This window comes from Pseudomonas sp. (assembly GCF_030150285.1).
GTDB lineage: Bacteria > Pseudomonadota > Gammaproteobacteria > Pseudomonadales > Pseudomonadaceae > Aquipseudomonas.
Genome location: NZ_JASLGE010000060.1, coordinates 1 through 22415, shown reverse-complemented (window position 1 = coordinate 22415; position 22415 = coordinate 1). Strand labels below are relative to the sequence as shown.

Sequence of the window (22415 nt, the reverse complement as noted above, 5' to 3'; positions counted from 1 at the left end):
TGCCGCTGGCTTCTTGAGTTTTCCTGCCGGCGGCTGCCGGCACCAAGTTTGCGCGAATGAGGACAAGTGTTATGGGTAAGAATGTCGTAGTCCTGGGCACCCAATGGGGTGATGAGGGCAAAGGCAAGATCGTTGATCTGCTGACCGAACATGCTGCCGCTGTAGTGCGTTACCAGGGTGGCCACAACGCGGGTCACACACTGGTGATCGACGGCGAAAAAACCGTATTGCACCTGATTCCGTCGGGCGTGTTGCGCGAAGGCGTGCAATGCCTGATCGGCAACGGTGTCGTGGTCGCTCCCGACGCCCTGCTGCGTGAAATCATCAAGCTGGAAGAGAAAGGCGTACCGGTGCGCGAGCGCCTGCGTATCAGCCCATCTTGCCCGCTGATCCTGTCGTTCCACGTTGCGCTGGACCAGGCACGTGAGAAGGCTCGTGGCGAGCTGAAAATCGGTACCACCGGTCGTGGTATCGGCCCGGCTTATGAAGACAAGGTGGCACGTCGTGGCCTGCGCGTCGGCGACCTGCTGAACATGCCGCGCTTTGAAGCCAAGCTGCGTGAATTGGTGGATTACCACAACTTCATGCTGGTGGGTTACTACAAAGAGCCGGCCATCGACTTCGAAAAAACCCTGGCCGAGTGCAAGGAATACGCTGAGCTGCTGAAGCCGCTGATGCTGGACGTGACGGCTGAGCTGCATGACTTGCGTCGTGCTGGCAAAGACATCATGTTCGAAGGCGCTCAAGGGTCGCTGCTGGACATCGACCACGGTACCTACCCGTACGTGACCAGCTCCAACACCACCGCCGGTGGCGTTGCGACCGGTTCGGGCGTTGGCCCGATGTTCCTGGACTACATCCTGGGCATCACCAAGGCTTACACCACGCGCGTGGGTTCGGGTCCTTTCCCGACTGAGCTGTTCGACGACGTTGGCGCTCATTTGGCCAAGCAGGGTCACGAATTCGGCGCTACCACTGGCCGCGCCCGTCGTTGTGGCTGGTTCGACGCCGTTATCCTGCGCCGCGCGATCGACGTGAACAGCATTTCGGGCATCTGCCTGACCAAGCTGGACGTGCTCGACGGCCTGGAAACCATCAATATCTGCGTGGGCTACAAAGACGCCGAAGGTAATGATGTTGCCCCGACCGACGCTGACAGCTACGTAGGTTTGCAGCCAGTGTACGAAGAAGTACCGGGCTGGACCGAGTCGACTGTGGGTGCCAAAACCCTGGAAGAACTGCCAGCCAACGCGCGTGCTTACATCAAGCGCGTTGAAGAGCTGATCGGTGCACCGATCGATATCGTTTCGACCGGACCGGATCGCAACGAAACCATCGTACTGCGTCACCCGTTCGCTTAAGACGCTTCGAGCTTGCGGTGTAAAGCAAAGGGCCCTTCGGGGCCCTTTGTGATTTCTGGCTGCCATGCGGCACGACCCTTGCTGTGAAAACCGCCAATAAGGTGCCATCAATATAATGGCACCGATGTGGAGGGGTTTTCTGTGTCTGCCGTTCTCTCATTGTTACAAAGTCGGTTGTTGCGTCCTGTATTCGTTACCCTTGGTATCGCTCTTTTGGTGCAGGTATTAGTGGCTGTTGCCTTAACGCGGAGCACGGTCACGGCGCTGGAGGCGGACCTGGACGCGCGCTTGGGGGCTGACAGCCAAACGTTGACGGCCGAGCTGGAGCAGGCGGGGCGTGAGGTCAAGAGCAGCCTGGAAGGGCTTTCCGCCAGCACCCGTCAGCGTTTGACGGCAGGCCTTTCACCGCGTTTGAAGGAAGAACAGGCTCAGGTGCGTGCCGCACTTGAGAAGAGCTTGATGGATTCGGCCAACGACATGGCGCAATTGCTGGCGGCCGTGGCCCCTCGGGCCATGTGGGACAACGATGTGCCGGCGTTATCTGAGTTCTCTCGTCGTGCGCAACGCAACCCTAACGTATTGTTCGTGGTGTATGACGATGCGACGGGCCAGCACCTGACGCGCTACCTCAACCGCGATAACCCGATCAACAAGGCGCTGCTGGAAAAGGGCAAGGGCGAGCGGGCGCTGGACAAGGTGCTGGACGCGGCACGGCACGATGCTGCGGTGTATTACCTCGAAGCCCCTATCAGCCCCAATGGGGTCGAGATCGGCCGCGTGCTGATGGGCGTTTCCACCGCTTCGGTTGAACGCGACCTGGCCGCGCTGGATCAGCGTTTTACCACGCTGATTGCCAGCAGTGACCAGTTGGTGGGTGACAGCTTGCAGGGCGCTGCGAGCGATAGCTCGTCGGCGTTGAGTGCGCGTTTGGAGTCGGCTCAGGCGGCGGCAGCGAAGATGCAGGCCAATACGGCGCAGGCCGTTCAGGAGGCGGCGGACACGCTGCGCTGGCGCATCGGGCTGGGCCTGGCGGTGGTGGGCTTGGGCGTGTTGCTACTGATAGCGGTGGTGTTGGGCCGGCGTGTGGTTAACAAATTGCTGCTGTTGATTGCCGCGTTGAACGACCTGGCGGCGGGCGAAGGTGACTTGACCAAGCGGGTCGGCCTGAACAGCAAAGATGAAATTGGCGATATGGCGGCGGCGGTCAACCGCTTTGTCGACAAACTGCAGCCGATTGTGCGCGAGGCGGGTGATGTCGCGCAGCGCACCGGCATCGAGATCGGTGCCATGACCTTGCGCAACGCCGGCGCGGATGCGGCTGCGCAATTGCAGCGCGATGAAGTGGCGCGAAGCCTGGAAGCGCTGTCGACCATGGCCGATGACGCCCAGTCTGAAAGTCAGGCGATGCAAGCAGCGCTCAAGCAGGTGCTCGATATCCGTGAGGCCACCGATGACAACACCCGCACCTCGGCCCAAGTGGGTGGCTTGATCGAAGCGCTGGCCGGGCAGGTCGGTGTGGGAGCCAAGGTAATCGAGCGACTGGCTGAGCAGAGTGAGCAGATCGAAGTGGTATTGACGGTGATTCACGGCATTGCCGAGCAGACAAACTTATTGGCCCTGAACGCGGCGATTGAGGCAGCCCGGGCTGGCGAGACGGGGCGCGGGTTTGCCGTGGTGGCGGATGAAGTGCGAGCTCTGGCCAGCAAGACGCAGAGTTCGACGGGGGATATTCAGGCGCACATCGTGGCCCTGCAACAAGGCGCGAAAGAAGCTGTTGCGGCCATTGGGCTGGCGGGGCGGCAGGCGAATGAAGGGCTGGCGGTGTTGCGTGGCAGCGTGCAATTGCAAAAAACCGTGCAGGCTTCGGTTGAGCAAGTGCACGCGGCGATTGGCGATGCGACCCGAGCGGCCGAGCATCAGGCCAAAGGTGCCCATGCAGTGCGCGGGCGGGTCGAGGTGATTCACGCGCAGGCCGAGCGAGCGGCCCAGGCGGTGAACCAAACGACGGCCAGTGGCAAAGTGCTGGATGGTTTGGCGGCGCAGCTTAAAGCCAGTTTAGGGCAGTTCAGGGCCTAGCAGACCTCGCAGCCTTCGGCAGCGGCTACAAATCTGTAGCCGTTGCCGAGCCTTGCGAGGCTACGTCCGGCGACGCAGTCGTCGTAAAGTCAGGCAGCGCGGAGTGGCTGTCTGATCCGGGCGCCAGGTTTACGATGGCTGCGATAAGAAGGCTCAGCGGCTCAGGTACATCCGGGTGGTGAGCAGGTACACCGGCAACCCTGACACCAGAATCAGCAGCGCCGCATAAGGGGCCGCGGCGGCAAATTCGATGTTCGAGGTGTGCGCCCAGACTTGTGTTGCCAAGGTGTTGAGCCCGGTTGGGCTGAGCAGTAACGTGGCGGTCAGTTCTTTCATGGCATCCAGAAACACCAGGGCAAACGCGGCCCCGAGTGCCGGGAAGATGATGGGCAGTGTGACCCGGCAAAACGCCGAGAACGAGGACGCCCCCAATGTGCGCGCCGCCTCTTCAAGTTGCGGTGCGGCCTTGTTGAGGGCGGTGCGAATCGGCGCTTGTGCCAGCGGCAGAAACAACAAGGCGTAGGCAATCAGTAATAACGCCGAGGTCTGGTACAGCGCCGGCACGAAGTGCAAAGCGAAGTACACCAGTGACAGTGCAATCACCAGCCCCGGCAAGGCATGCAGCAAGTACGGCAGGCGCTCGGCCCAGATCGCCAGTTGACCTTTGTAACGCACCACCAGCAGGCCAACGGGCACGGCCAGCACCAGGCACAAGGCTGCGCCGCCCAGCGCCAGTGACAACGACGCCAACAACGCTTCGCCAATCGCTGCCATCGGGAAGGCCGCCGATGAGCCCTTGACCAGCCAGTACACCAGCATGCCCAACGGAATGCCGCTGCCAATAATCGCCAGCGCCAGGCAGTACAACTGCCCCAGCAGCGACCATTTGCCCAGGCGCACTTGCTCGGCACGTCGCGCTGCGCCCTGGCCGATACGAATGTGGCGGCCTTTGCCACGGACTTTGAGTTCCAGCCACAGCAGGCTGAGGCACATCACCAGCAGTACGGCGGAGAGCATCGCGGCGTTGGCGTTGCTGAACTCCAGTTCGAACTGTTGGTAAATGGCCGTGGTGAAGGTTTGCAAACCGATGATCGACAGCGCACCAAATTCCACCAGCATATGCAGGGCAATCAGCAGTGAGCCGGCCAGCAGCGAGGGCCATAGCAGCGGCAGGGTGATTCTGAAGAACACCCCCCAGCGGTTCTGCCCCAGGGTGCGTGCCGACTCTTCCAGGGCCGGGTCGAGGTTGCGCAGGGTGGCGGCCACGGGCAGGAAGATCAGCGGGTACTTGGACAGGCTCATCACCAGAATCGCTCCGCCCAAGCCTTCAAAGCTGGCGCTCAGCGACACCCAGGTAAAGCTGCTGACAAACGCGGGCACGGCGAACGGCAGGCACAGAATGACGCCCCACAGGCGTCGCCCCGGCAAATTACTGCGCTCCAGCAGCCAGGCCAAAGACAACCCGACCAGCGCACAGGTCACGGTGACGCCGACCATCAGCAACAGCGTGTTGCGCATCAGGCCAAAGACATAGGGCCGCCACAACAGGTGCGCCGCTTGCGCCCACCCGGCTTGCCAGGCCTTGGTGCCGACATACAGCAGCGGCAACAGGCTCAGGCCGACCAGCAGTAGAACAGGCAGCAACAGCCACACAGACGGCTGTTTGCGTTTCACCGTGAAGCGCGCGGGTTGGGCGGCCGAACGCATCAGAGCAGGCCAACGTCGCGTTCGATTTCCAGCGCTTCTTCGGCGTTACCCAGGTCGGCGGGTGTCACGTCAGGTGCCTGCAGCTCTTCAAACGGCTTGAGGTCGCGCTCCGAGACCATGCCTTTGCGCATCGGGTATTCAGCCGTGGTGTTGGTGATCACCCGCTGGCCTTCTTCGCTGGCCATGTAGGCCAGCAATTGCTGGGCTTCTTTGGGGTGCTTGCTGGCCTTGACCACCCCGGCACTGGACACGGTAATCAAACCGCCCGCATCGCCGTCGGTGAAGTAGTGCAGTTTGGAGTCCAGTTCGCCTTTCTCTTTCTTCAGGGCAAACCAGTAGTAGTTGTTGACCAGAACGGTGGCCACTTCGCCATTTTCGACGGCTTTGAGCGCCACCATGTTGTTGGTATAGGTCTTACCGAAGGCGCGCAGGCCGGTCAGCCATTCTTCGGCCGCATCACGGCCGTGCAGCTTGATGATGGCTACGGCTTGTTCCTGGAACGCACCGCTGGTAGGCACGAAGCCGACTTTGCCTTGCCATTCAGGGTTGGCAAAGTCCAACACCGACTTGGGCAGGTCTTCTTCTTTGATCAGCTTGGGGTTGAATGCCACGACGCGGGTGCGCGCGGTCACGCCAATCCACGTGCCATTGGCAGCCACGTATTGTTTGGGCAGCACCTGCAGCGTGCTGTCATCCACTTGAGCCAGAAAGCCTTGCTCGCCCAGGCTGTTGAGGGGCGGCGACTCTTCGGCATAGAACACATCGGCAGGCGAACGGTCGCCCTCTTCAACGATCTGGCTGGCCAGCTGGTTGCTGCTGCCCTTGCGCACGTTGACATGAATGCCGGTTTTGGCTTCGAAAGCTGCCGCGAGGTTATCGCCGACTTCTTTGTGCTGGCCGTTGTACAGCGTCAGTGACACGGGGTCGGCAGCGTAGGTGGGTGTGGTCAGTGCAAAACTGATGAGAGAAAGAGACAGGCCACGCGCTAGGCACAGTGCAAGCCGGGTAGTTCGGAGCATCATTCGCTGGGTTCCTCGCTGGGGCACTACAAAACTTGTAACAATAATAAACGATATTGTTTCTCAAGTGCACTTGACCCAGCGTTGAATTGCGGATGTGCGACGAACCGTGCTGCGGTGTCGGTTAAAGCGTGTCGAGAAAACTGCGCAAGGCCCGTAGCTCGTCCTTGTCCATATTCAACACTTTCAGGCGGTCGCTGGTCTTGGGGAACAGCGGGTCGTTGATGTGTTGTGCGCTCGGTTGCGGGCGCGGCATGCCCATGTTGTAGAACGCCAGTGTGCCTTCCATGTTCACAAACAAACCGTTGTGCATCCACGGGCCGGTTTTCATCACCAGCCGCAAGGACGGCGTGCGGAACGCGCCAACATCTTCGGGCTTGTGGGTGACCTCGTAGCGGCCCAAATCCTCATACTTGCGCCCGTAGTAGCTCAGGCCGACGTTATGAAACTGATCGTCGCTGAGTGCCGGGCCGAAATGGCAGTTCATGCAGCGTGCCTTGGTGCGAAACAGGTGCAGGCCATTGAGCTGTTCATCGCTCATGCGTTGCGGGCGGCCGCGTAGCAGTTGTTCGAAGGGCGTGTTGCGGGTGGCAGTGACCAGGGAACGCTGAAAAGTGGCCAGCGCCTGGGAGGCGTGCTCCAGGGTAATGGGCCCCGGCCCGAAGACCTCGGAGAATCGCGTGCGGTAGTCGGCGGAGGCGTTGAGGTGTTGCAGCAACTGCGGGATGTTGAAGGCCATTTCCACCGGGTCGATGATGGGGTGATGGGCCTGTTGCTCAAGGCCACCGGTGCGGCCATCCCAGAACAGCGCTTGGCTGTAACCGCTCATGACCAGGCTGGGGGCGTTGCGTCGACCGCTTTGGCGGTCATGCCCGAACGATACACGGCGGCCGTCGGCAAACGCCATGTCGGCCTCATGGCATGAGGCGCATGCGATTTGCCCGGAGCTGGACAGTTTGGGGTCGTTGAACAGTTGCTTGCCCAGATCAGCCTTGGGCTGTGTGAAAGGGTTGTCGGCCGGTGCAGGCGCATGGGCGGGCAGGGCGGCCATTTCTTGCCAGTCGATATCGGCATCAATGTGCGGGGCTGGCCACCGCTCGACAGGTTGGCGATACAAGCGCGCGATGCAGGCGCTGTAGTCGGCTGCTTTCTCATCGCAGGCGGGGCCTGCGCTGACGCTGAGCGACAGGCCGCCCATGCCTGAGGCGACGCAAAGGGCCAGGGCCAGGCGCTTCAAAATTTGTACCCCACTTCCAGCATGAATTGGCGGCCTACTTCAAATGTTTGGATGCCGCTGCTTTCAGAGGTGCTGACAATATTTTTGTCCAGCAAGTTGGTCACGTCCAGGTTGACGAATACCGCTTGCTCCTTGGCGGTGGGCATTTCCCAGGCCAGGCGCGTGTCCCAGGTGAGTGCGCCGGCGAAGGGTGTTTCAGCCCAGATATAGGCCGTCTTGCCTTCGAATTCAGTTTTCTTGCCGGTGGCGGCAATACGGCGATAACCGTCGCGATAACGCAAGAAGTTGCTCCACGTCAGGTGCAGCGGTTCCACCTCGGTGACGGTGGTCAGGCGGGCTGTCCATGGGCGGTTGTAATTGCTGGCCGGCATGTCGGAATAGCGCATGAACTTGCCGTCGTACTGGATCACGGGGTCGTCGACGTAGGTGGCCCCGATGCTGGCGGTGTAGTTCGACAGCCCGGTGTTATTGACCTTGCTCCAGTCCATCGCAAACTGGCCGGTGGTGCGGGTACTGCCCAGCGTGAAGGCTTGCAGCGGGGTGATGGTCAGCGTGTAGATGTCGGCATCGCTTTTGCCACCGTTGTAGTAGGTGTAGTAGTTGGCGGCCAGGTCGGCGGTGTCCGCCGAAGGCTCCCCGATCTGTGAGCCCCAGGCCCGGCTGATTTGCTGGCGGCCTTTGCGGTTGACGTACTTGACCGCGAACTCGGTGTCCCATTGCACATGGCTCAGGCCGAGTGTCAGTTCGTCGTCATAGGGCACGTTCAATTGGTTGAACTTGCTGTCGTTGGGCACGCGTCTGTTCAGAGCCCAATCAGCCGTTTGATCAGCGCGTGTGTATTCGGTGCCCATGGCCGCGACTCCGTCGCGCAAGCGGTAGGCATACAAGTTGCGCCCGTAATAGCGGTTGGCACCGCCGGTAATGCGGGTCTGGCCGTTGCCAAACACGTCCAGTTCGATGGCGAAACGCGGTGCCACGGTGATCTGATTCATGTAGTTGTCGCCATCGACGCGCAGGCCGGGCCTTACGGTCAGGCGCTTGTAGCGCATTTCATCCTGGGCATAGAGCGCCCATGACCGCGCGTCGACTTCGGTCTTGCCCTGAGTGACGGTCATTTTGTTGGCGTACTGAGCCGCCCAGCCATCGTTGGTCGGGACCGATGAGCACAACGGGTCATTGCCCTGGCAGGATGGGGTTTTGCCCACGGCGTAGCTGCGGTGCGGGGTGGCGCGCTCATAGCGGGCGTCATTTTGTGACAGCTCAAGCCCCGTTTGCACGGCGTGGTCTATGCCTAGCCAGTTAACGCTGTTCCAGTCGGCCTTGAGTTTGTAGGCCAGGGTTTTTTGCGTTTCCTCGATCTGCCCAAAGCCGCCTTCGGTGGCCGCTGGGCTGGTACTCCAGTTTTTTTCGGCCGAGGAGCGCCAGACGATCATGTAGTCGCTGTCGGAGTAGCGCGCGGTGTTCAGCTTGCTCCAGCTCAGGTTCTGCTCGACCCGGGCCAGCGGTGCGTTCCAGGTCAGGCGGGCGTTGAGGCTATCCCCGCCGGATTCCATGTCGCGCCCGGACAGTATGGCGGCCGGGCCATAGGTGCGGGCTGTTTCAGGGGCGTGGGTAAGGCTGGTGTCGAGCTTCCAGTCGTCATTGATCTGCCACACCGCTTTGAGAAAGTAGTTGTCGATGCGCCGGCTTTGCGTCTCGGTGATGTTGGCGGTGTCGGTCTGATTGGACACGGCAAACACCCGTGTGGGCATGGTGGAGTCCTTGCGCGAGAAACTGCCCAGCAGGCCGAAGTTCTCGGTCAGATGCCCTTCCAGGGTGGCGCGGGTGATGGTTTTCTTGAAGTCGGGCTGGCTGTTGTTGCCGAACCCGGCTTCGAAATTCTCGAGGTTGGGGTCATCTTCGTCCAAGTGGTAGCGGGTCCACTCCGAGCGGGCCATTTGGACGGAAATTTTGCCGTGCAGCTCGGTGCTGGGGTCGCGGGTATTGGCGTCCACCACGCCACCATTGAAGCCACCGTAGGACGCGGGCACGTTGCTGTCATACACCTTGATGTCGCTGAGCAGGTCCGTGTCCAGCGCCAGGCCTTGGCTGCGGCCGGGGATCTCATTGAAGTTGTCGTTTGAGTTGCCGGGGTCCAGGTCGTTGTTCATGCCCATGCCGTCGACAATAAACAGGTTTTGCCAAGGGCGCGCGCCGTTGATGCTGATGTCGGCGGGAGCAATCTCCCCCGGTGTTTTGCTGCTCAGTTGGCTGTTTTCAAACTGCACGTTGGGGTTGGTTCGCAGCAGGCTAGTGATATCGCCGTTACCTGAAGGCAAGCGCTCGATCATCTGCCGGCTGATCACTTGCTCGCCCTGAAACGTGGAGTCCATGGCAGTGATCGGCGTACTTTTGATCATCAGCACGTCGCTTTCGGCTGGCGGCAATATCGAAACGCTGTCCTCTGAGGTGATTTCCCATTGCAGGCCGCTGCCTTTGAGCAGGCGGGTCAACGCCTTCGCGGGTGTCAGGTTGCCGTCTACTGGCGAACTGCTCAGAGGGGTCAGCAAGGCACTTTCCGCACTGACCTGCCACCCGGATTGCTGAGAAAACACAATCAGCGCGCGGGTCAAGGGTTGTGCCGGGATCTGGAAGTGACTGAGCTGTTGCTGGCCGAGCGCAGACCGGGGCGAGGTCGGCTCGGCAAGGGCCAATGAAGGCAACGCCAGTAGCAAGGCCAGAGACAGCGAACGGTGGTGAGCAAGACTGACGCAACGCAAACGCGGAAAGTGCATGGGGTGGCCTACGAAATAAAACGCCTTGTCACTAATGCGAATCCTTATCAGTGACGTTCGTAGGTAAAGACGCCCCAGCGTTGTTAATTTCCAGAAATAAATGAAATAACTTTCACACAGCTCACCGTGGACCGAGAAATCAGGGTGCCAGCACGGTGCAAATCAGCGTTTTGCCGAGACGATCAGCGCGTAGGGGACGGCGTCTTCCAGGTGCCCGCCCAGCGGGGCGATAGCGGCCTGCAATGCGCGTTTGGGTTCGCGCAGGTTGAGCGCGGCAGTAATTTTGCGCTGGCCGAGGGCTTTGTCTGTAAGAAGAATCAGACCGGGCTGGTAGCGACGTAGCTGAACGAGAATGTCATCGACGGACTGGTCGATGACCACCAACTGCCAGCGTCGCCAGGGGGCGATTTGTTCGGCGGGTAACTGTGACTGTCGAATGCCCTGATCATTGAGGCTGTAGCGCAAGTGGTCGCCGCGGTGCAGCACATGGCTTGAGGGGGCGCGGGCCTTGGGGGTTTGCACGGCAACCGTACCGCTTTCAACGCTGACTTCAACCGCATCGCCCGCCATGCTGACGGCAAATGCGGTGCCGGTGACGCGTACGCGCACCTGGCCTGCGTTGACGTAGAACGCCCGGTCGGGGTCAGGCTTCACCGAGAAAAAAGCCTGCCCGCGCAGCAGGGTGACCTCTCGTTGTTGCGGGTTGAATTGCACGTCGGCCAAGCTGTTGCTGTCGAGTTGCAGAAGGCTGCCATCGGCCAGTGTCACGTTGCGGTGTTCGGCGATCGGGCTGGAAAAGTCGGCCTGCAGGGCTTGCCAGTCGGGGAGCAGCACCAGCAGTGCACAGGCGGCCATGGCGGCACTGATCAGCGAGCGTTTGTGGCGATTGAGGCGTGATACCGGGTGCCGGGGCGTAGGCAGTTGAGCCATCAAGGGGGGCGGGGCGGCCGCCAGACTGAGCGCTTCCCCGCTCAGGCTCCAGACTTTCAAGGCCTTGCGGTAAGCCGCGTCGTGTTCGGGCGCACTGGCGCGCCAATGATTGAGCCGTTCGGCCAGTTCCGGGTCGTGCGGGTTTTCCTGGGCCAGCAGCAGCCAGTCCAGCGCGGTTTCCCAGATCGGGTTGGGGGCGTCAGTCATCACTCATTTGTTCCGCGCAGTAGGTCAGGGCGTCGCGGACCAATTGATGGGCCAGGCTTACGGATATTCCTAGCTCTGTGCTGATGTGCTGGAACGTCAAGCCTTGCAGTCGATGCAGCGTAAATGCCCGGCGAGTGCGTTCCGGCAGGCGGGACAGAGCATGTTGCAATTTGCGCAGTTCGTCCAGATGCAACGCCTCCTGTTCAGGGGACGGTGTATGGGAGACATGCTCATCCAGCAACTCATCGCGGGAGGTGTGACGGTTCTCGAGGGTGACACGGCGGTTAAGGTCAAATGACAGGTTGCGCACGATTCGATAGAGGTAGCCGACCGGTTGCAACAAGGGGCTGGCGTTGTCTGCGCCTTGACTGAAGCGCAGCCAGGCATCCTGTACCACATCTTCAGCTTTGGCGCGGCAGCCGACGATAGGGGCTGCATAGTCCACCAAGGCATGTCGATGCGTGAGGTAGAGCTGTAGCCTTTCGTTGGTGTCGGACACAGGAATCCAGGAAAACGCGAATGCGATTTGGTAAACCGGATATTAGTGCGATTGAGACAGATTATCAAATGCGGCATCAAGGCTCAGATGGACGGCCTTGCGGGGGGAAGGGCGGGGGGCGGAAACTAAAAAGCCCGCTTTCGCGGGCTTTTTGAGTTGATCAACAGTGTTGAACTGTCAATCTGAATTGGTGCCCAGAAGAAGACTCGAACTTCCACGACCTTGCGGTCACCAGCACCTGAAGCTGGCGTGTCTACCAATTTCACCATCTGGGCAGTATCAGCAGCGTTGCCGCGGTTGATGTGGCGCACTATACGGAGCGCTTTTAAATCTGTAAACCCCTGTTTTAACTTTATTAAATCAGAGGCTTAGAATGCAAAAACCCGCTTTCGCGGGTTTTTGTGTGAGTCTGCAGATTGTACTAATCTACAACTCTGAATTGGTGCCCAGAAGAAGACTCGAACTTCCACGACCTTGCGGTCACCAGCACCTGAAGCTGGCGTGTCTACCAATTTCACCATCTGGGCAGCATCTTCAACGTTGCCGTTGTCGATGGCGCGCACTATACGGACGAGCCATTGCCCTGTAAAGCGTTGTTGATAAAAATACTGGAAATATTTCTCGAACGGTTGGCAGGCCGCAACAAAGCGGGTCAGAAAGGGCTAATACGGTGTTGAGTGAGCCCGAAATTTCCCGTTTCAATACGTGTATGCCAAACTAACCCGTATATAGACAAGGTGAAAACTATCTAATGGCCGATTGGCAGACCCTCGATCCCGAGGCCGCACGTGAAGCGGAAAAATACGAAAACCCTATCCCTAGCCGCGAACTGATCCTTCAGCATCTGGCCGAGCGTGGCTCGCCTGCTGCTCGTGAACAGTTGGTGGAAGAATTCGGTCTGACGACTGAAGACCAGATAGAGGCCCTGCGCCGTCGCTTGCGTGCGATGGAGCGTGATGCTCAACTGATTTACACCCGCCGCGGCACTTACGCGCCGGTGGACAAGCTTGACCTGATTCTCGGCCGCATCAGTGGTCACCGTGATGGTTTCGGTTTTCTGATCCCGGATGATGGCAGTGATGACCTGTTCATGAGCCCGGCACAAATGCGCCTGGTGTTCGACGGCGACCGTGCGTTGGCGCGTGTTTCCGGGCTGGATCGCCGTGGCCGCCGTGAAGGTGTGATTGTCGAAGTTGTCTCGCGTGCTCACGAAACCATCGTTGGCCGCTACTTTGAAGAGGGTGGCATTGGTTTTGTTGTTGCCGACAACCCGAAAATCCAGCAGGAAGTGCTGGTTACGCCGGGCCGCAATGCCGGGGCCAAAGTGGGCCAGTTCGTCGAGGTGAAGATCACTCACTGGCCGACGCCTCGCTTCCAGCCGCAAGGTGATGTGCTCGAGGTCGTGGGTAATTACATGGCGCCGGGCATGGAGATTGATATCGCCCTGCGCACTTACGATATCCCGCACGTCTGGCCTGAAGCCGTGGTGAAAGAAGCTCGCCGTCTCAAGCCGGAAGTGGAAGAAAAAGACAAAGAGAAACGCATCGATTTGCGTCATCTGCCGTTTGTCACCATCGATGGCGAAGACGCGCGTGACTTCGATGATGCGGTGTTCTGCGAAGCCAAGCCGGGCAAGCTGCGCCTGTTCTCGGGTGGCTGGAAGCTGTATGTGGCCATTGCCGACGTTTCCAGTTATGTGAAGCTCGGCTCCGCACTGGATGCTGAAGCGCAAGTGCGCGGCAACTCGGTGTACTTCCCGGAGCGCGTGATTCCGATGCTGCCCGAGGAGTTGTCCAACGGCCTGTGTTCCCTGAACCCGCATGTCGATCGCCTGGCTATGGTCTGCGAGATGACCATCTCCAAAACCGGCGAGATGACCGACTACCAGTTCTATGAGGCGGTGATTCACTCCCAGGCGCGCCTGACCTATAACAAGGTCAGCACCATGCTTGAGCACGCCAAAACCGGCGAAGCCAAGCAACTGCGCAGCGAATATGCTGACGTGGTGCCACACCTCAAGCAGCTGTACTCGCTGTACAAGGTGTTGCTGGCGGCCCGCCACACGCGGGGTGCGATCGACTTTGAAACGCAGGAAACCCGCATCATTTTCGGGTCTGAGCGCAAAATCGCCGAAATTCGCCCGACCACTCGTAACGACGCTCACAAGTTGATTGAAGAGTGCATGCTGGCGGCCAACGTGGCCACCGCAGAGTTCCTCAAGAAGCACGAAATTCCTGCGCTGTTCCGTGTGCATGATGGCCCGCCGCCTGAGCGTCTGGAAAAACTCCGCGCCTTCCTGGGCGAGCTGGGTTTGACCTTGCACAAAGGCAAGGACGGCCCTTCGCCGAAGGACTACCAAGCCTTGTTGGCCAGTATCAAGGACCGTCCGGATTTCCACCTGATCCAGACCGTGATGCTGCGTTCGTTGAGCCAGGCGGTGTACAGCGCTGATAACCAGGGTCACTTCGGCCTGAACTATGAAGCCTATACCCACTTCACGTCTCCGATTCGTCGCTACCCGGACTTGCTCACGCACCGCGCAATTCGCAGCGTGATCCATTCCAAAATGGACACCCCGCATGTTCGTCGTGCGGGTGCCATGAGCATTCCCAAGGCGCGCATCTACCCGTACGACGAAGCCGCTTTGGAGCAGCTCGGCGAGCAGTGTTCGATGAGCGAGCGCCGTGCCGATGAGGCCACGCGTGACGTGACCAACTGGCTCAAGTGCGAGTTCATGAAAGATCGCGTGGGCGAATCTTTCCCGGGTGTGGTGACAGCCGTGACCGGTTTTGGTCTGTTTGTCGAGCTGACTGACATCTATGTCGAAGGCTTGGTGCACGTGACCGCCTTGCCGGGTGACTACTACCACTTCGACCCTGTGCACCATCGCCTGGCGGGCGAGCGCACCGGTCGTAGCTTCCGCTTGGGTGACACCGTGGAAGTGCGTGTGATGCGCGTTGACCTTGATGAGCGCAAGATCGACTTCGAAATGGCTGAGAAAACCCTCAGTGCACCGATCGGTCGTAAAAAACGGGGTGCTGATGCGCCGGCCGCGACCAAGGCCACTGAAAAGCCCGCCGAGCCAGCGGCGAAAGCCAGTCGTCGTAGCGCGCCAGCCAAGGCTGAAAAAGCGTCAGATGGCACCTATCGCCCCGGCGACGCCGCAGCAAAAAATGCCGAAGTGCGCAAAAGCCGTGAATTGAAGCAGGCGCTGCTGGCCGATGCGAAAAGCGGCGGTCGGACATCGGCGCCGGGAAAGCCGGGGAGGGCAGCACCCGCTAAAGACGCGGGCAAGCCTTCCAAGCCAAGCAAACATCGTAAAGGCCCGCCAAAAGCGGGCGCAGCACCGGCTGCTAAAAGCAGCGGGTCGCGTAAACCTAAGGCCAAGTCATGAGTCAGTTGGAAAAAATCTACGGCATTCACGCCGTAGAAGCGTTGCTTCGTCATCACCCAAAGCGCGTCAAGCAAGTGTGGTTGGCTGAAGGTCGTAGCGACCCGCGTGTTCAGACCTTGATCACGCTGGCCGACGAGAGCCGTGTGCCGGTCGGCAGTGCCGAGCGCCGTGAAATGGACGTGTGGGTCGAAGGCGTGCACCAGGGCGTTGTTGCGGATGTCAGCCCAAGCCAGGTGTGGGGCGAGGCCATGCTCGACGAGTTGCTCGACCGCACCGAAGGCGCGCCGTTGCTGCTGGTACTGGACGGCGTGACCGACCCGCATAACCTGGGTGCTTGCCTGCGTTCTGCGGATGCGGCGGGTGCTTTGGCCGTTATCGTGCCTAAAGACAAGTCTGCAACCTTGACCCCGACGGTGCGAAAAGTCGCGTGCGGCGCTGCGGAAGTGATTCCGTTGGTGGCGGTGACCAACCTGGCGCGCACGCTTGAGAAGCTCCAGCAGCGCGGCCTGTGGGTCGTGGGTACGGCGGGCGAGGCCGAGGTCAGCCTCTATGACCAGGACCTGACCGGCCCTACCATCCTGATCATGGGAGCAGAAGGCAAAGGTATGCGCCGTCTGACCCGTGAGCATTGCGATTACCTGGTGAACTTGCCGATGTCTGGCAGCGTCAGCAGCCTGAACGTCTCGGTCGCAACCGGCGTGTGCCTGTTTGAGGCACAGCGTCAGCGCAGCGTCAAAGCATCCGCTGCGCGGAAGAAGAAGTAGAAGAGGCGTTGCCAGCGGCTAGCTTGCAACTGTTTCACCTACCACTTGTAGCGTGCCGCTTGCAGCTTTCCCTCTGCTTCACTACTATTGCGCCCCTTGCCATCATGGCGGGCGCATATGTGCCTCTCTAGGCAAGACACACCAGTGTCATTCACTCCTTGTCTGACCGCTTTCAGTTAGCGGCAGGCTACAACCCGTAAGGAGCATTCATGCGTCATTACGAAATCATCTTTTTGGTCCACCCGGATCAAAGCGAACAAGTCGGCGGCATGGTAGAGCGTTACACCAAGCTGATCGAAGAAGACGGCGGCAAAATCCACCGTCTGGAAGATTGGGGCCGTCGTCAACTGGCCTACGCAATCAACAATGTTCACAAGGCTCACTACGTGATGCTGAACGTTGAGTGCACTGGCAAAGCCCTGGCTGAGCTGGAAGACAACTTCCGTTACAACGATGCTGTGATCCGTAACCTGGTCATCCGTCGCGACGAAGCCGTAACTGGCCAGTCCGAGATGCTCAAGGCTGAAGAGAACCGCAGTGAGCGCCGTGAGCGTCGTGACCGTCCTGAGCATTCTGACAGCGCCGATGGCGATGACAGCGATAACAGCGACGCCAGCGATAACGCTGACGAGTAATCCACGGACCTTTTGAGGAGCCAATTACATGGCACGTTTCTTCCGTCGTCGTAAATTCTGCCGCTTCACCGCAGAAGAAGTGAAAGAGATCGATTACAAGGATCTCAACACTCTGAAAGCTTACGTATCCGAGACCGGCAAAATTGTTCCAAGCCGCATCACCGGTACTAAAGCTCGTTATCAGCGTCAGCTGGCTACCGCTATCAAGCGCGCCCGCTTCCTGGCCCTGCTGGCCTACACCGACAGCCACGGCCGCTGAGACCGGGCAGTCGATACGCAGTAAGGGATTGAATGCATGCGCGCCTTAGCTGAGTTCATCATGCGCGGACGTGTGCAGGCCACGCTGGTTGTGGCCGGATTTGCAGCATTGCCGTTGTTGTTTTGGTTGAGTGCCGCCGCGGGTTGCCTTGTGCTTCTGCGGCGCGGGTCGGACGCCTTGAGCGTCCTGGGTTTGGGGCTGTTGTCAGTGTTGGTGAGCTGGCACTTCCTGCAAGACCCGACAGCCCTTCTGGTGCTGATCGGATCATGCAGTCTGGCGCTGGTTTTACGCGCCGGCCATACCTGGAACCGCGTGCTGCTGGTCAGCATGGCCGTGGGGTTGTTGTGTGCGGCGAGTCTGGGAACCGTCTTCGGTTCCTTCATCGAGTCACTGGCGCAGACGTTTGAACGCGTTTTGCCGATGGCGATGGGTGAGCCTTACGAGAAACTCTCGGCAGGTCAGAAAACAGCACTCGCTTCAATGACAGTTCCATTGTTGATCATTTCGACAGCGGTTTCGGTGCAGGTCTTTAGTGTGTTGTGCCTGATTCTTGGGCGCTATTGGCAGGCGTTGTTGTACAACCCCGGTGGTTTCGGAAGCGAGTTTCGCGCTATCCGGCTCCCCAAAGGCGTAGCGCTGTCACTGCTGGCCGTCATGTGTGTTGCCCCGTTTATCGGGTGGCACGCCTTGATCCTGTTGCCGTTGTGCAGTGTTCCGCTGTTCTTTGCGGGTCTATCCCTGGTTCATGGGCTGGTCGCACAGAAAAAACTGGCCGGTTTCTGGTTGGTAGGGTTGTACGTCACGCTGTTGCCTTTTATGCACTTGATTGGTCCGTTACTCGTGGTTTTGGCCATTGTCGACAGCCTGATTGATTTTCGCGGACGCCTGGCGGCGAAAGACGCCAATAAAGGTTCTGCGGACGGTGAAGGTTAAAAGTTAAGAGGATTTTCACATGCAACTGATCCTTCTGGAAAAAGTCGCGAACCTGGGCAACCTGGGCGACAAAGTAAATGTTAAGGCCGGTTACGGTCGTAACTACCTGCTGCCATACGGCAAAGCCACCGCTGCAACTGCTGCCAACCTGGCTGCATTTGAAGAGCGTCGTGCTGAGCTGGAACAAGCAGCAGCAGACAAGAAAGCCTCGGCTGAAACACGTGCTGCCCAACTGGCTGAGCTGGAAGTGACTATCACTGCCACCGCTGGTGACGAAGGCAAGCTGTTCGGTTCGATCGGTACGCACGACATCGCTGACGCACTGACCGCTTCTGGCGTTGAAGTGTCGAAAAGCGAAGTTCGTCTGCCGAACGGCACTATCCGTAACGTGGGTGAATTCGACGTGGCCGTGCACCTGCACGCCGAAGTTGAAGCCACCGTACGCGTTGTCGTGGTAGCTGCTTAAGCAGTCTTGACTGACTGGCACCTTGTGTGTCGGACGGTTAACATCGGGCACGATCCTGTTTACAGGTCGTGCCCTTTGTCTTTCTGCAGTCTCTGTTTTTCCCCCTGCTTTTCCTAAAGAATCAAGTGGCCATGAACGATATCTCCGCTCCTGAGCAATATGACCTCCAAACCGCTGCCCTGAAGGTGCCGCCGCATTCCATCGAGGCCGAACAGGCAGTACTCGGCGGTTTGATGCTGGACAACAACGCCTGGGAACGCGTGCTGGATCAGGTATCAGACGGTGATTTCTATCGACATGACCACCGGCTGATCTTCCGTGCCATTGCCAAGTTGGCTGACCAGAACTCCCCGATTGACGTCGTGACCCTGGCCGAGCAATTGGACAAAGAAGGTCAGACCTCTCAAGTCGGTGGCCTGGGTTACTTGGGCGAACTGGCCAAAAACACGCCATCGGTGGCGAACATCAAGGCCTATGCGCAGATCGTTCGTCAACGCGCGACCTTGCGGCAACTGATCGGCATCAGCACCGAAATTGCTGACAGTGCATTCAACCCGGAAGGCCGCAGCGCCGAAGAGATCCTCGACGAAGCCGAGCGCCAGATCTTTGCGATTGCCGAGGCCCGGCCTAAAACCGGCGGCCCGGTCAGCGTCAACGACCTGCTGACCAAGGCGATTGATCGCATCGACACGCTGTTCAACACCGACAACGCCATCACGGGCCTATCCACCGGCTACACCGACCTCGACAACATGACCAGCGGCCTGCAGCCGTCTGACTTGATCATCGTCGCGGGCCGTCCATCGATGGGTAAAACCACCTTCGCGATGAATCTGGTGGAAAACGCTGTGCTGCGCAGCGAAAAGGCGGTACTGGTGTACTCCCTCGAGATGCCAGGCGAATCGCTGATCATGCGGATGCTGTCGTCCCTGGGGCGTATCGACCAGACCAAGGTGCGGGCCGGTCGCCTGGAAGACGACGACTGGCCGCGCCTGACCTCCGCCGTCAACCTGCTCAACGACCGTAAGCTGTTTATCGATGACACGGCCGGCATCAGCCCTTCCGAGATGCGCGCGCGCACCCGACGCCTGGTGCGTGAGCACGGTGACATTGGCCTGATCATGATCGACTACCTGCAATTGATGCAGATCCCGGGGTCGGGCGGCGATAACCGGACCAATGAAATTTCCGAAATCTCCCGCTCCCTGAAAGCGCTGGCCAAGGAATTCAACTGCCCTGTGGTTGCCCTGTCGCAGCTCAACCGCTCCCTTGAGCAGCGCCCCAACAAGCGTCCGATCAACTCCGACTTGCGTGAGTCCGGGGCCATCGAGCAAGACGCCGACGTCATCATGTTCGTGTACCGGGATGAGGTGTACCACCCCGAGACCGAACACAAGGGTGTGGCCGAAATCATTATCGGCAAGCAGCGTAACGGCCCTATCGGTACAGCGCGCCTCGCGTTTATCGGTAAATACACGCGTTTTGAAAACCTGGCACCGGGCAGTTACAACTTCGACGACGAGTAACGCCCGCTCGGGTAACGCCCATGACACCAATTCCGACCGCTACCGTCGGAATTGGTTATTTTTTGTGCTATATTCCGCGCCCGCGAATTTCATCCGTAAATAGCGCGCCTTCTTTTTTTGCACTTAATACCGGTCATCGACATGCAAGCAGCCAAGCCTTTATTTGACTATCCCAAGTACTGGGCCGAATGTTTCGGGCCAGCGCCATTCCTGCCTATGTGCAGGGAGGAGATGGATCAGCTTGGCTGGGATTCATGCGACATCATCATCGTCACCGGTGATGCGTATGTCGACCACCCGTCGTTCGGCATGGCCATCATCGGCCGCTTGCTGGAGTCCCAGGGCTTTCGCGTGGGCATCATTGCTCAGCCTAACTGGCAGTCCAAAGACGACTTCATGAAGCTGGGCGAGCCGAACCTGTTTTTCGGCGTCGCTGCCGGCAACATGGACTCGATGATCAACCGCTACACAGCGGATAAAAAGATTCGCTCCGATGATGCCTACACCCCCGGTGGCATGGCTGGCAAACGTCCGGATCGCGCCAGCCTGGTGTACAGCCAGCGGTGTAAAGAGGCTTACAAAAACGTACCGATCGTACTCGGTGGTATTGAAGCCTCGCTGCGCCGTATCGCCCACTACGACTACTGGCAGGACCGTGTGCGTAACTCGATCCTGATCGACGCCTGTGCCGACATCCTGCTGTATGGCAACGCCGAGCGCGCCATTGTCGAAGTTGCCCAGCGCCTGTCCTATGGCCACAAGATCGAAGACATTACCGATGTGCGCGGCACCGCGTTCATTCGTCGCGATACGCCCAAAGACTGGTACGAAGTGGACTCCACCCGTATCGATCGTCCAGGCAAGATCGACAAGATCATCAACCCGTACGTGAACACCCAGGACACCCAGGCCTGCGCGATCGAGCAGGAAAAGGGCCCGGTTGAAGATGCCGATGAAGCCAAGGTTGTTCAGATCCTGGCCAGCCCACGCATGACCCGCGACAAAACGGTGATTCGCCTGCCGTCTGTCGAAAAAGTCCGTGCCGATGCCGTGCTTTACGCGCACGCCAACCGCGTGCTTCACCTCGAAACCAACCCGGGTAACGCCCGCGCCTTGGTGCAGAAGCACGGTGAAGTGGATGTGTGGTTCAACCCGCCGCCCATTCCGATGACCACCGAAGAAATGGACTACGTGTTCGGCATGCCTTACGCCCGTGTTCCGCACCCGGCGTACGGGAAGGAAAAAATCCCCGCCTACGACATGATCCGTTTCTCGGTGAACATCATGCGTGGCTGCTTCGGTGGCTGCACCTTCTGCTCGATCACCGAGCACGAGGGCCGCATCATCCAGAACCGTTCCGAAGAATCGATCATTCGCGAGATCGAAGAGATCCGCGACAAGGTGCCAGGCTTTACCGGTGTTATCTCCGACCTCGGCGGCCCGACCGCGAACATGTACCGCATTGCCTGCAAAACGCCGGAAATCGAGTCTGCGTGCCGCAAGCCGTCCTGCGTGTTCCCGGGCATTTGCCCGAACCTGAACACCGACCATTCGTCGCTGATTCAGTTGTACCGCAGTGCCCGTGCGTTGCCGGGTGTGAAGAAGATCCTGATTGCGTCCGGTCTGCGTTACGACCTTGCGGTTGAGTCGCCGGAATACGTCAAGGAACTGGTGACCCACCACGTGGGGGGTTACCTGAAGATCGCGCCGGAGCACACCGAGGAAGGCCCGCTCAACCAAATGATGAAGCCGGGCATTGGCAGCTATGACAAGTTCAAGCGCATGTTCGAGAAGTACACCAAGGAAGCGGGCAAAGAGCAGTACCTGATTCCGTACTTTATTGCCGCGCACCCGGGCACCAAAGACGAAGACATGATGAACCTGGCCCTGTGGCTCAAGGGCAACGGTTTCCGTGCGGACCAGGTGCAAGCGTTCTACCCCTCGCCGATGGCCACCGCGACCGCGATGTACCACTCGGGCAAGAACCCGCTGCGCAAGGTCACGTACAAGAGTGACGGCGTGACCATCGTCAAGAGTGAAGAGCAGCGCCGTTTGCACAAGGCGTTCTTGCGCTATCACGACCCGAAGGGGTGGCCGATGCTGCGTGAGGCCCTGACGCGTATGGGCCGTGCCGACCTCATCGGTTCGGGCAAGGACCAACTGATCCCGTTGCATCAGCCGGCGACCGACAGCTACCAGAGTGCCCGCCGCAAAAACTCGACACCGGCGGGCAGCCACAAAGTGGCCGGAGAGAAGACCACCAAAATCCTCACCCAGCACACCGGTTTGCCACCGCGTGCCAGTGACGGCGGTAACCCGTGGGACAAACGCGAACAGGCCAAGGCCGCTGCCTTTGCCCGCAACAAACAGGCGGCCAAAGAACGGCACGAAGCGGCGAAGGGTGGAAAAGGCAAAAAACCGACCCGCAAGCCGGTAGTGCCGCGTTAAGCCCCACTGAATGTTGGGGTTAGCCCCAATTGTAGGAGCGTTTGTAGGAACGAGCTTGCTCGTGATCTTTTGATCTGGCTTTTGATCTAAAGGGCCCCCTTAAACCACGCTGGCCGAACGCAGGTTTTGCGCAGTGGGTAACCCGGCAGGACGCCGGGTTAGCCGCGACACGGCCAAGGA

At 59.4% G+C, this 22415-nt stretch carries 16 protein-coding genes and 2 tRNA genes; 10 read left to right on the top strand and 8 right to left on the bottom strand.

Annotation, left to right across the window (positions count from 1 at the left end; translation table 11 throughout):
• Nucleotides 1–71: 71 nt before the first annotated feature.
• Both Q1W15_RS13815 and Q1W15_RS13810 read left to right on the top strand, forming a co-directional pair.
• Complete coding sequence (locus Q1W15_RS13815; RefSeq protein ID WP_300729469.1) at nucleotides 72–1361, top strand: adenylosuccinate synthase; 1290 nt, start codon at nucleotides 72–74, stop codon at nucleotides 1359–1361.
• A 141-nt stretch (nucleotides 1362–1502) separates the two neighbouring features.
• The gene (locus Q1W15_RS13810; protein WP_300729466.1) at nucleotides 1503–3437 is read left to right on the top strand and encodes a methyl-accepting chemotaxis protein; all 1935 of its coding nucleotides are present in this window, start codon (nucleotides 1503–1505) and stop codon (nucleotides 3435–3437) included.
• Nucleotides 3438–3590: 153 nt separating this feature from the next.
• Here Q1W15_RS13810 and Q1W15_RS13805 read toward each other — a convergent pair whose 3' ends face one another.
• The 8 genes from Q1W15_RS13805 to Q1W15_RS13770 all read right to left on the bottom strand — a co-directional run bounded on the left by Q1W15_RS13805 (nucleotide 3591) and on the right by Q1W15_RS13770 (nucleotide 12337).
• Complete coding sequence (locus Q1W15_RS13805; protein WP_300729463.1) at nucleotides 3591–5144, bottom strand: iron ABC transporter permease; 1554 nt, start codon at nucleotides 5142–5144, stop codon at nucleotides 3591–3593.
• Complete coding sequence (locus Q1W15_RS13800; RefSeq protein WP_300729460.1) at nucleotides 5144–6166, bottom strand: iron ABC transporter substrate-binding protein; 1023 nt, start codon at nucleotides 6164–6166, stop codon at nucleotides 5144–5146. The genes Q1W15_RS13805 and Q1W15_RS13800 overlap by 1 nt, the downstream gene beginning before the upstream one ends.
• A 121-nt stretch (nucleotides 6167–6287) precedes the next feature.
• The gene (locus Q1W15_RS13795) at nucleotides 6288–7400 is read right to left on the bottom strand and encodes a cytochrome c peroxidase (RefSeq protein WP_300729457.1); all 1113 of its coding nucleotides are present in this window, start codon (nucleotides 7398–7400) and stop codon (nucleotides 6288–6290) included.
• Entirely contained in the window at nucleotides 7397–10174 is a 2778-nt protein-coding gene (locus Q1W15_RS13790; RefSeq protein ID WP_300729454.1) for a TonB-dependent receptor, read from the bottom strand. The genes Q1W15_RS13795 and Q1W15_RS13790 overlap by 4 nt, the downstream gene beginning before the upstream one ends.
• Before the next feature lie 162 nt (nucleotides 10175–10336).
• Nucleotides 10337–11311 carry a FecR domain-containing protein gene (locus tag Q1W15_RS13785; protein ID WP_300729452.1) on the bottom strand — a complete coding sequence of 325 codons (975 nt, stop codon included), beginning with the start codon at nucleotides 11309–11311 and terminating at the stop codon, nucleotides 10337–10339.
• Nucleotides 11304–11810 carry a sigma-70 family RNA polymerase sigma factor gene (locus Q1W15_RS13780; protein ID WP_300729449.1) on the bottom strand — a complete coding sequence of 169 codons (507 nt, stop codon included), beginning with the start codon at nucleotides 11808–11810 and terminating at the stop codon, nucleotides 11304–11306. The genes Q1W15_RS13785 and Q1W15_RS13780 overlap by 8 nt, the downstream gene beginning before the upstream one ends.
• Nucleotides 11811–11998: 188 nt before the next feature.
• Nucleotides 11999–12085: transfer RNA gene (locus tag Q1W15_RS13775), tRNA-Leu, on the bottom strand.
• Nucleotides 12086–12250: 165 nt separating this feature from the next.
• Nucleotides 12251–12337 (bottom strand) — tRNA-Leu (locus Q1W15_RS13770).
• A gap of 224 nt (nucleotides 12338–12561) precedes the next feature.
• Here Q1W15_RS13770 and rnr point away from each other — a divergent pair.
• The 8 genes from rnr (at nucleotide 12562) to Q1W15_RS13730 (ending at nucleotide 22235) form a co-directional block, all read left to right on the top strand.
• A complete protein-coding gene (rnr, locus tag Q1W15_RS13765; RefSeq protein ID WP_300729446.1) occupies nucleotides 12562–15204 on the top strand; it encodes a ribonuclease R in 2643 nt (880 codons plus the stop codon).
• A complete protein-coding gene (gene rlmB / locus Q1W15_RS13760; protein WP_300729445.1) occupies nucleotides 15201–15968 on the top strand; it encodes a 23S rRNA (guanosine(2251)-2'-O)-methyltransferase RlmB in 768 nt (255 codons plus the stop codon). The genes rnr and rlmB overlap by 4 nt, the downstream gene beginning before the upstream one ends.
• Before the next feature lie 209 nt (nucleotides 15969–16177).
• A complete protein-coding gene (gene rpsF / locus Q1W15_RS13755; protein WP_003439045.1) occupies nucleotides 16178–16603 on the top strand; it encodes a 30S ribosomal protein S6 in 426 nt (141 codons plus the stop codon).
• Between the two features lie 28 nt (nucleotides 16604–16631).
• Nucleotides 16632–16862: a 30S ribosomal protein S18 gene (rpsR, locus tag Q1W15_RS13750; RefSeq protein ID WP_003171373.1), complete on the top strand. Its 231-nt coding sequence runs from the start codon at nucleotides 16632–16634 to the stop codon at nucleotides 16860–16862.
• A gap of 36 nt (nucleotides 16863–16898) precedes the next feature.
• The gene (locus Q1W15_RS13745; RefSeq protein ID WP_300729433.1) at nucleotides 16899–17795 is read left to right on the top strand and encodes a hypothetical protein; all 897 of its coding nucleotides are present in this window, start codon (nucleotides 16899–16901) and stop codon (nucleotides 17793–17795) included.
• 19 nt (nucleotides 17796–17814) lie between these two features.
• The gene (gene rplI, locus Q1W15_RS13740; RefSeq protein WP_300729430.1) at nucleotides 17815–18261 is read left to right on the top strand and encodes a 50S ribosomal protein L9; all 447 of its coding nucleotides are present in this window, start codon (nucleotides 17815–17817) and stop codon (nucleotides 18259–18261) included.
• A 131-nt stretch (nucleotides 18262–18392) separates the two neighbouring features.
• Nucleotides 18393–19787 (top strand): replicative DNA helicase, encoded by a 1395-nt coding sequence (dnaB, locus tag Q1W15_RS13735; protein ID WP_300729428.1) that lies wholly within the window; start codon nucleotides 18393–18395, stop codon nucleotides 19785–19787.
• A 141-nt stretch (nucleotides 19788–19928) separates the two neighbouring features.
• Nucleotides 19929–22235 carry a YgiQ family radical SAM protein gene (locus Q1W15_RS13730; protein ID WP_300729426.1) on the top strand — a complete coding sequence of 769 codons (2307 nt, stop codon included), beginning with the start codon at nucleotides 19929–19931 and terminating at the stop codon, nucleotides 22233–22235.
• Nucleotides 22236–22415: the final 180 nt, after the last annotated feature.

What these genes read in the sequence shown, in the direction of transcription:
- Q1W15_RS13815 (WP_300729469.1), top strand. Translation starts at nt 72, where the DNA reads ATGGGTAAGAATGTCGTAGTCCTGGGCACCCAATGGGGTGATGAGGGC.
- Q1W15_RS13805 (WP_300729463.1), bottom strand. Translation starts at nt 5,144, where the DNA reads ATGCGTTCGGCCGCCCAACCCGCGCGCTTCACGGTGAAACGCAAACAG.
- Q1W15_RS13800 (WP_300729460.1), bottom strand. Translation starts at nt 6,166, where the DNA reads ATGATGCTCCGAACTACCCGGCTTGCACTGTGCCTAGCGCGTGGCCTG.
- Q1W15_RS13790 (WP_300729454.1), bottom strand. Translation starts at nt 10,174, where the DNA reads ATGCACTTTCCGCGTTTGCGTTGCGTCAGTCTTGCTCACCACCGTTCG.
- Q1W15_RS13785 (WP_300729452.1), bottom strand. Translation starts at nt 11,311, where the DNA reads ATGACTGACGCCCCCAACCCGATCTGGGAAACCGCGCTGGACTGGCTG.
- rnr (WP_300729446.1), top strand. Translation starts at nt 12,562, where the DNA reads ATGGCCGATTGGCAGACCCTCGATCCCGAGGCCGCACGTGAAGCGGAA.
- rlmB (WP_300729445.1), top strand. Translation starts at nt 15,201, where the DNA reads ATGAGTCAGTTGGAAAAAATCTACGGCATTCACGCCGTAGAAGCGTTG.
- rpsF (WP_003439045.1), top strand. Translation starts at nt 16,178, where the DNA reads ATGCGTCATTACGAAATCATCTTTTTGGTCCACCCGGATCAAAGCGAA.
- rpsR (WP_003171373.1), top strand. Translation starts at nt 16,632, where the DNA reads ATGGCACGTTTCTTCCGTCGTCGTAAATTCTGCCGCTTCACCGCAGAA.
- Q1W15_RS13745 (WP_300729433.1), top strand. Translation starts at nt 16,899, where the DNA reads ATGCGCGCCTTAGCTGAGTTCATCATGCGCGGACGTGTGCAGGCCACG.
- rplI (WP_300729430.1), top strand. Translation starts at nt 17,815, where the DNA reads ATGCAACTGATCCTTCTGGAAAAAGTCGCGAACCTGGGCAACCTGGGC.
- dnaB (WP_300729428.1), top strand. Translation starts at nt 18,393, where the DNA reads ATGAACGATATCTCCGCTCCTGAGCAATATGACCTCCAAACCGCTGCC.
- Q1W15_RS13730 (WP_300729426.1), top strand. Translation starts at nt 19,929, where the DNA reads ATGCAAGCAGCCAAGCCTTTATTTGACTATCCCAAGTACTGGGCCGAA.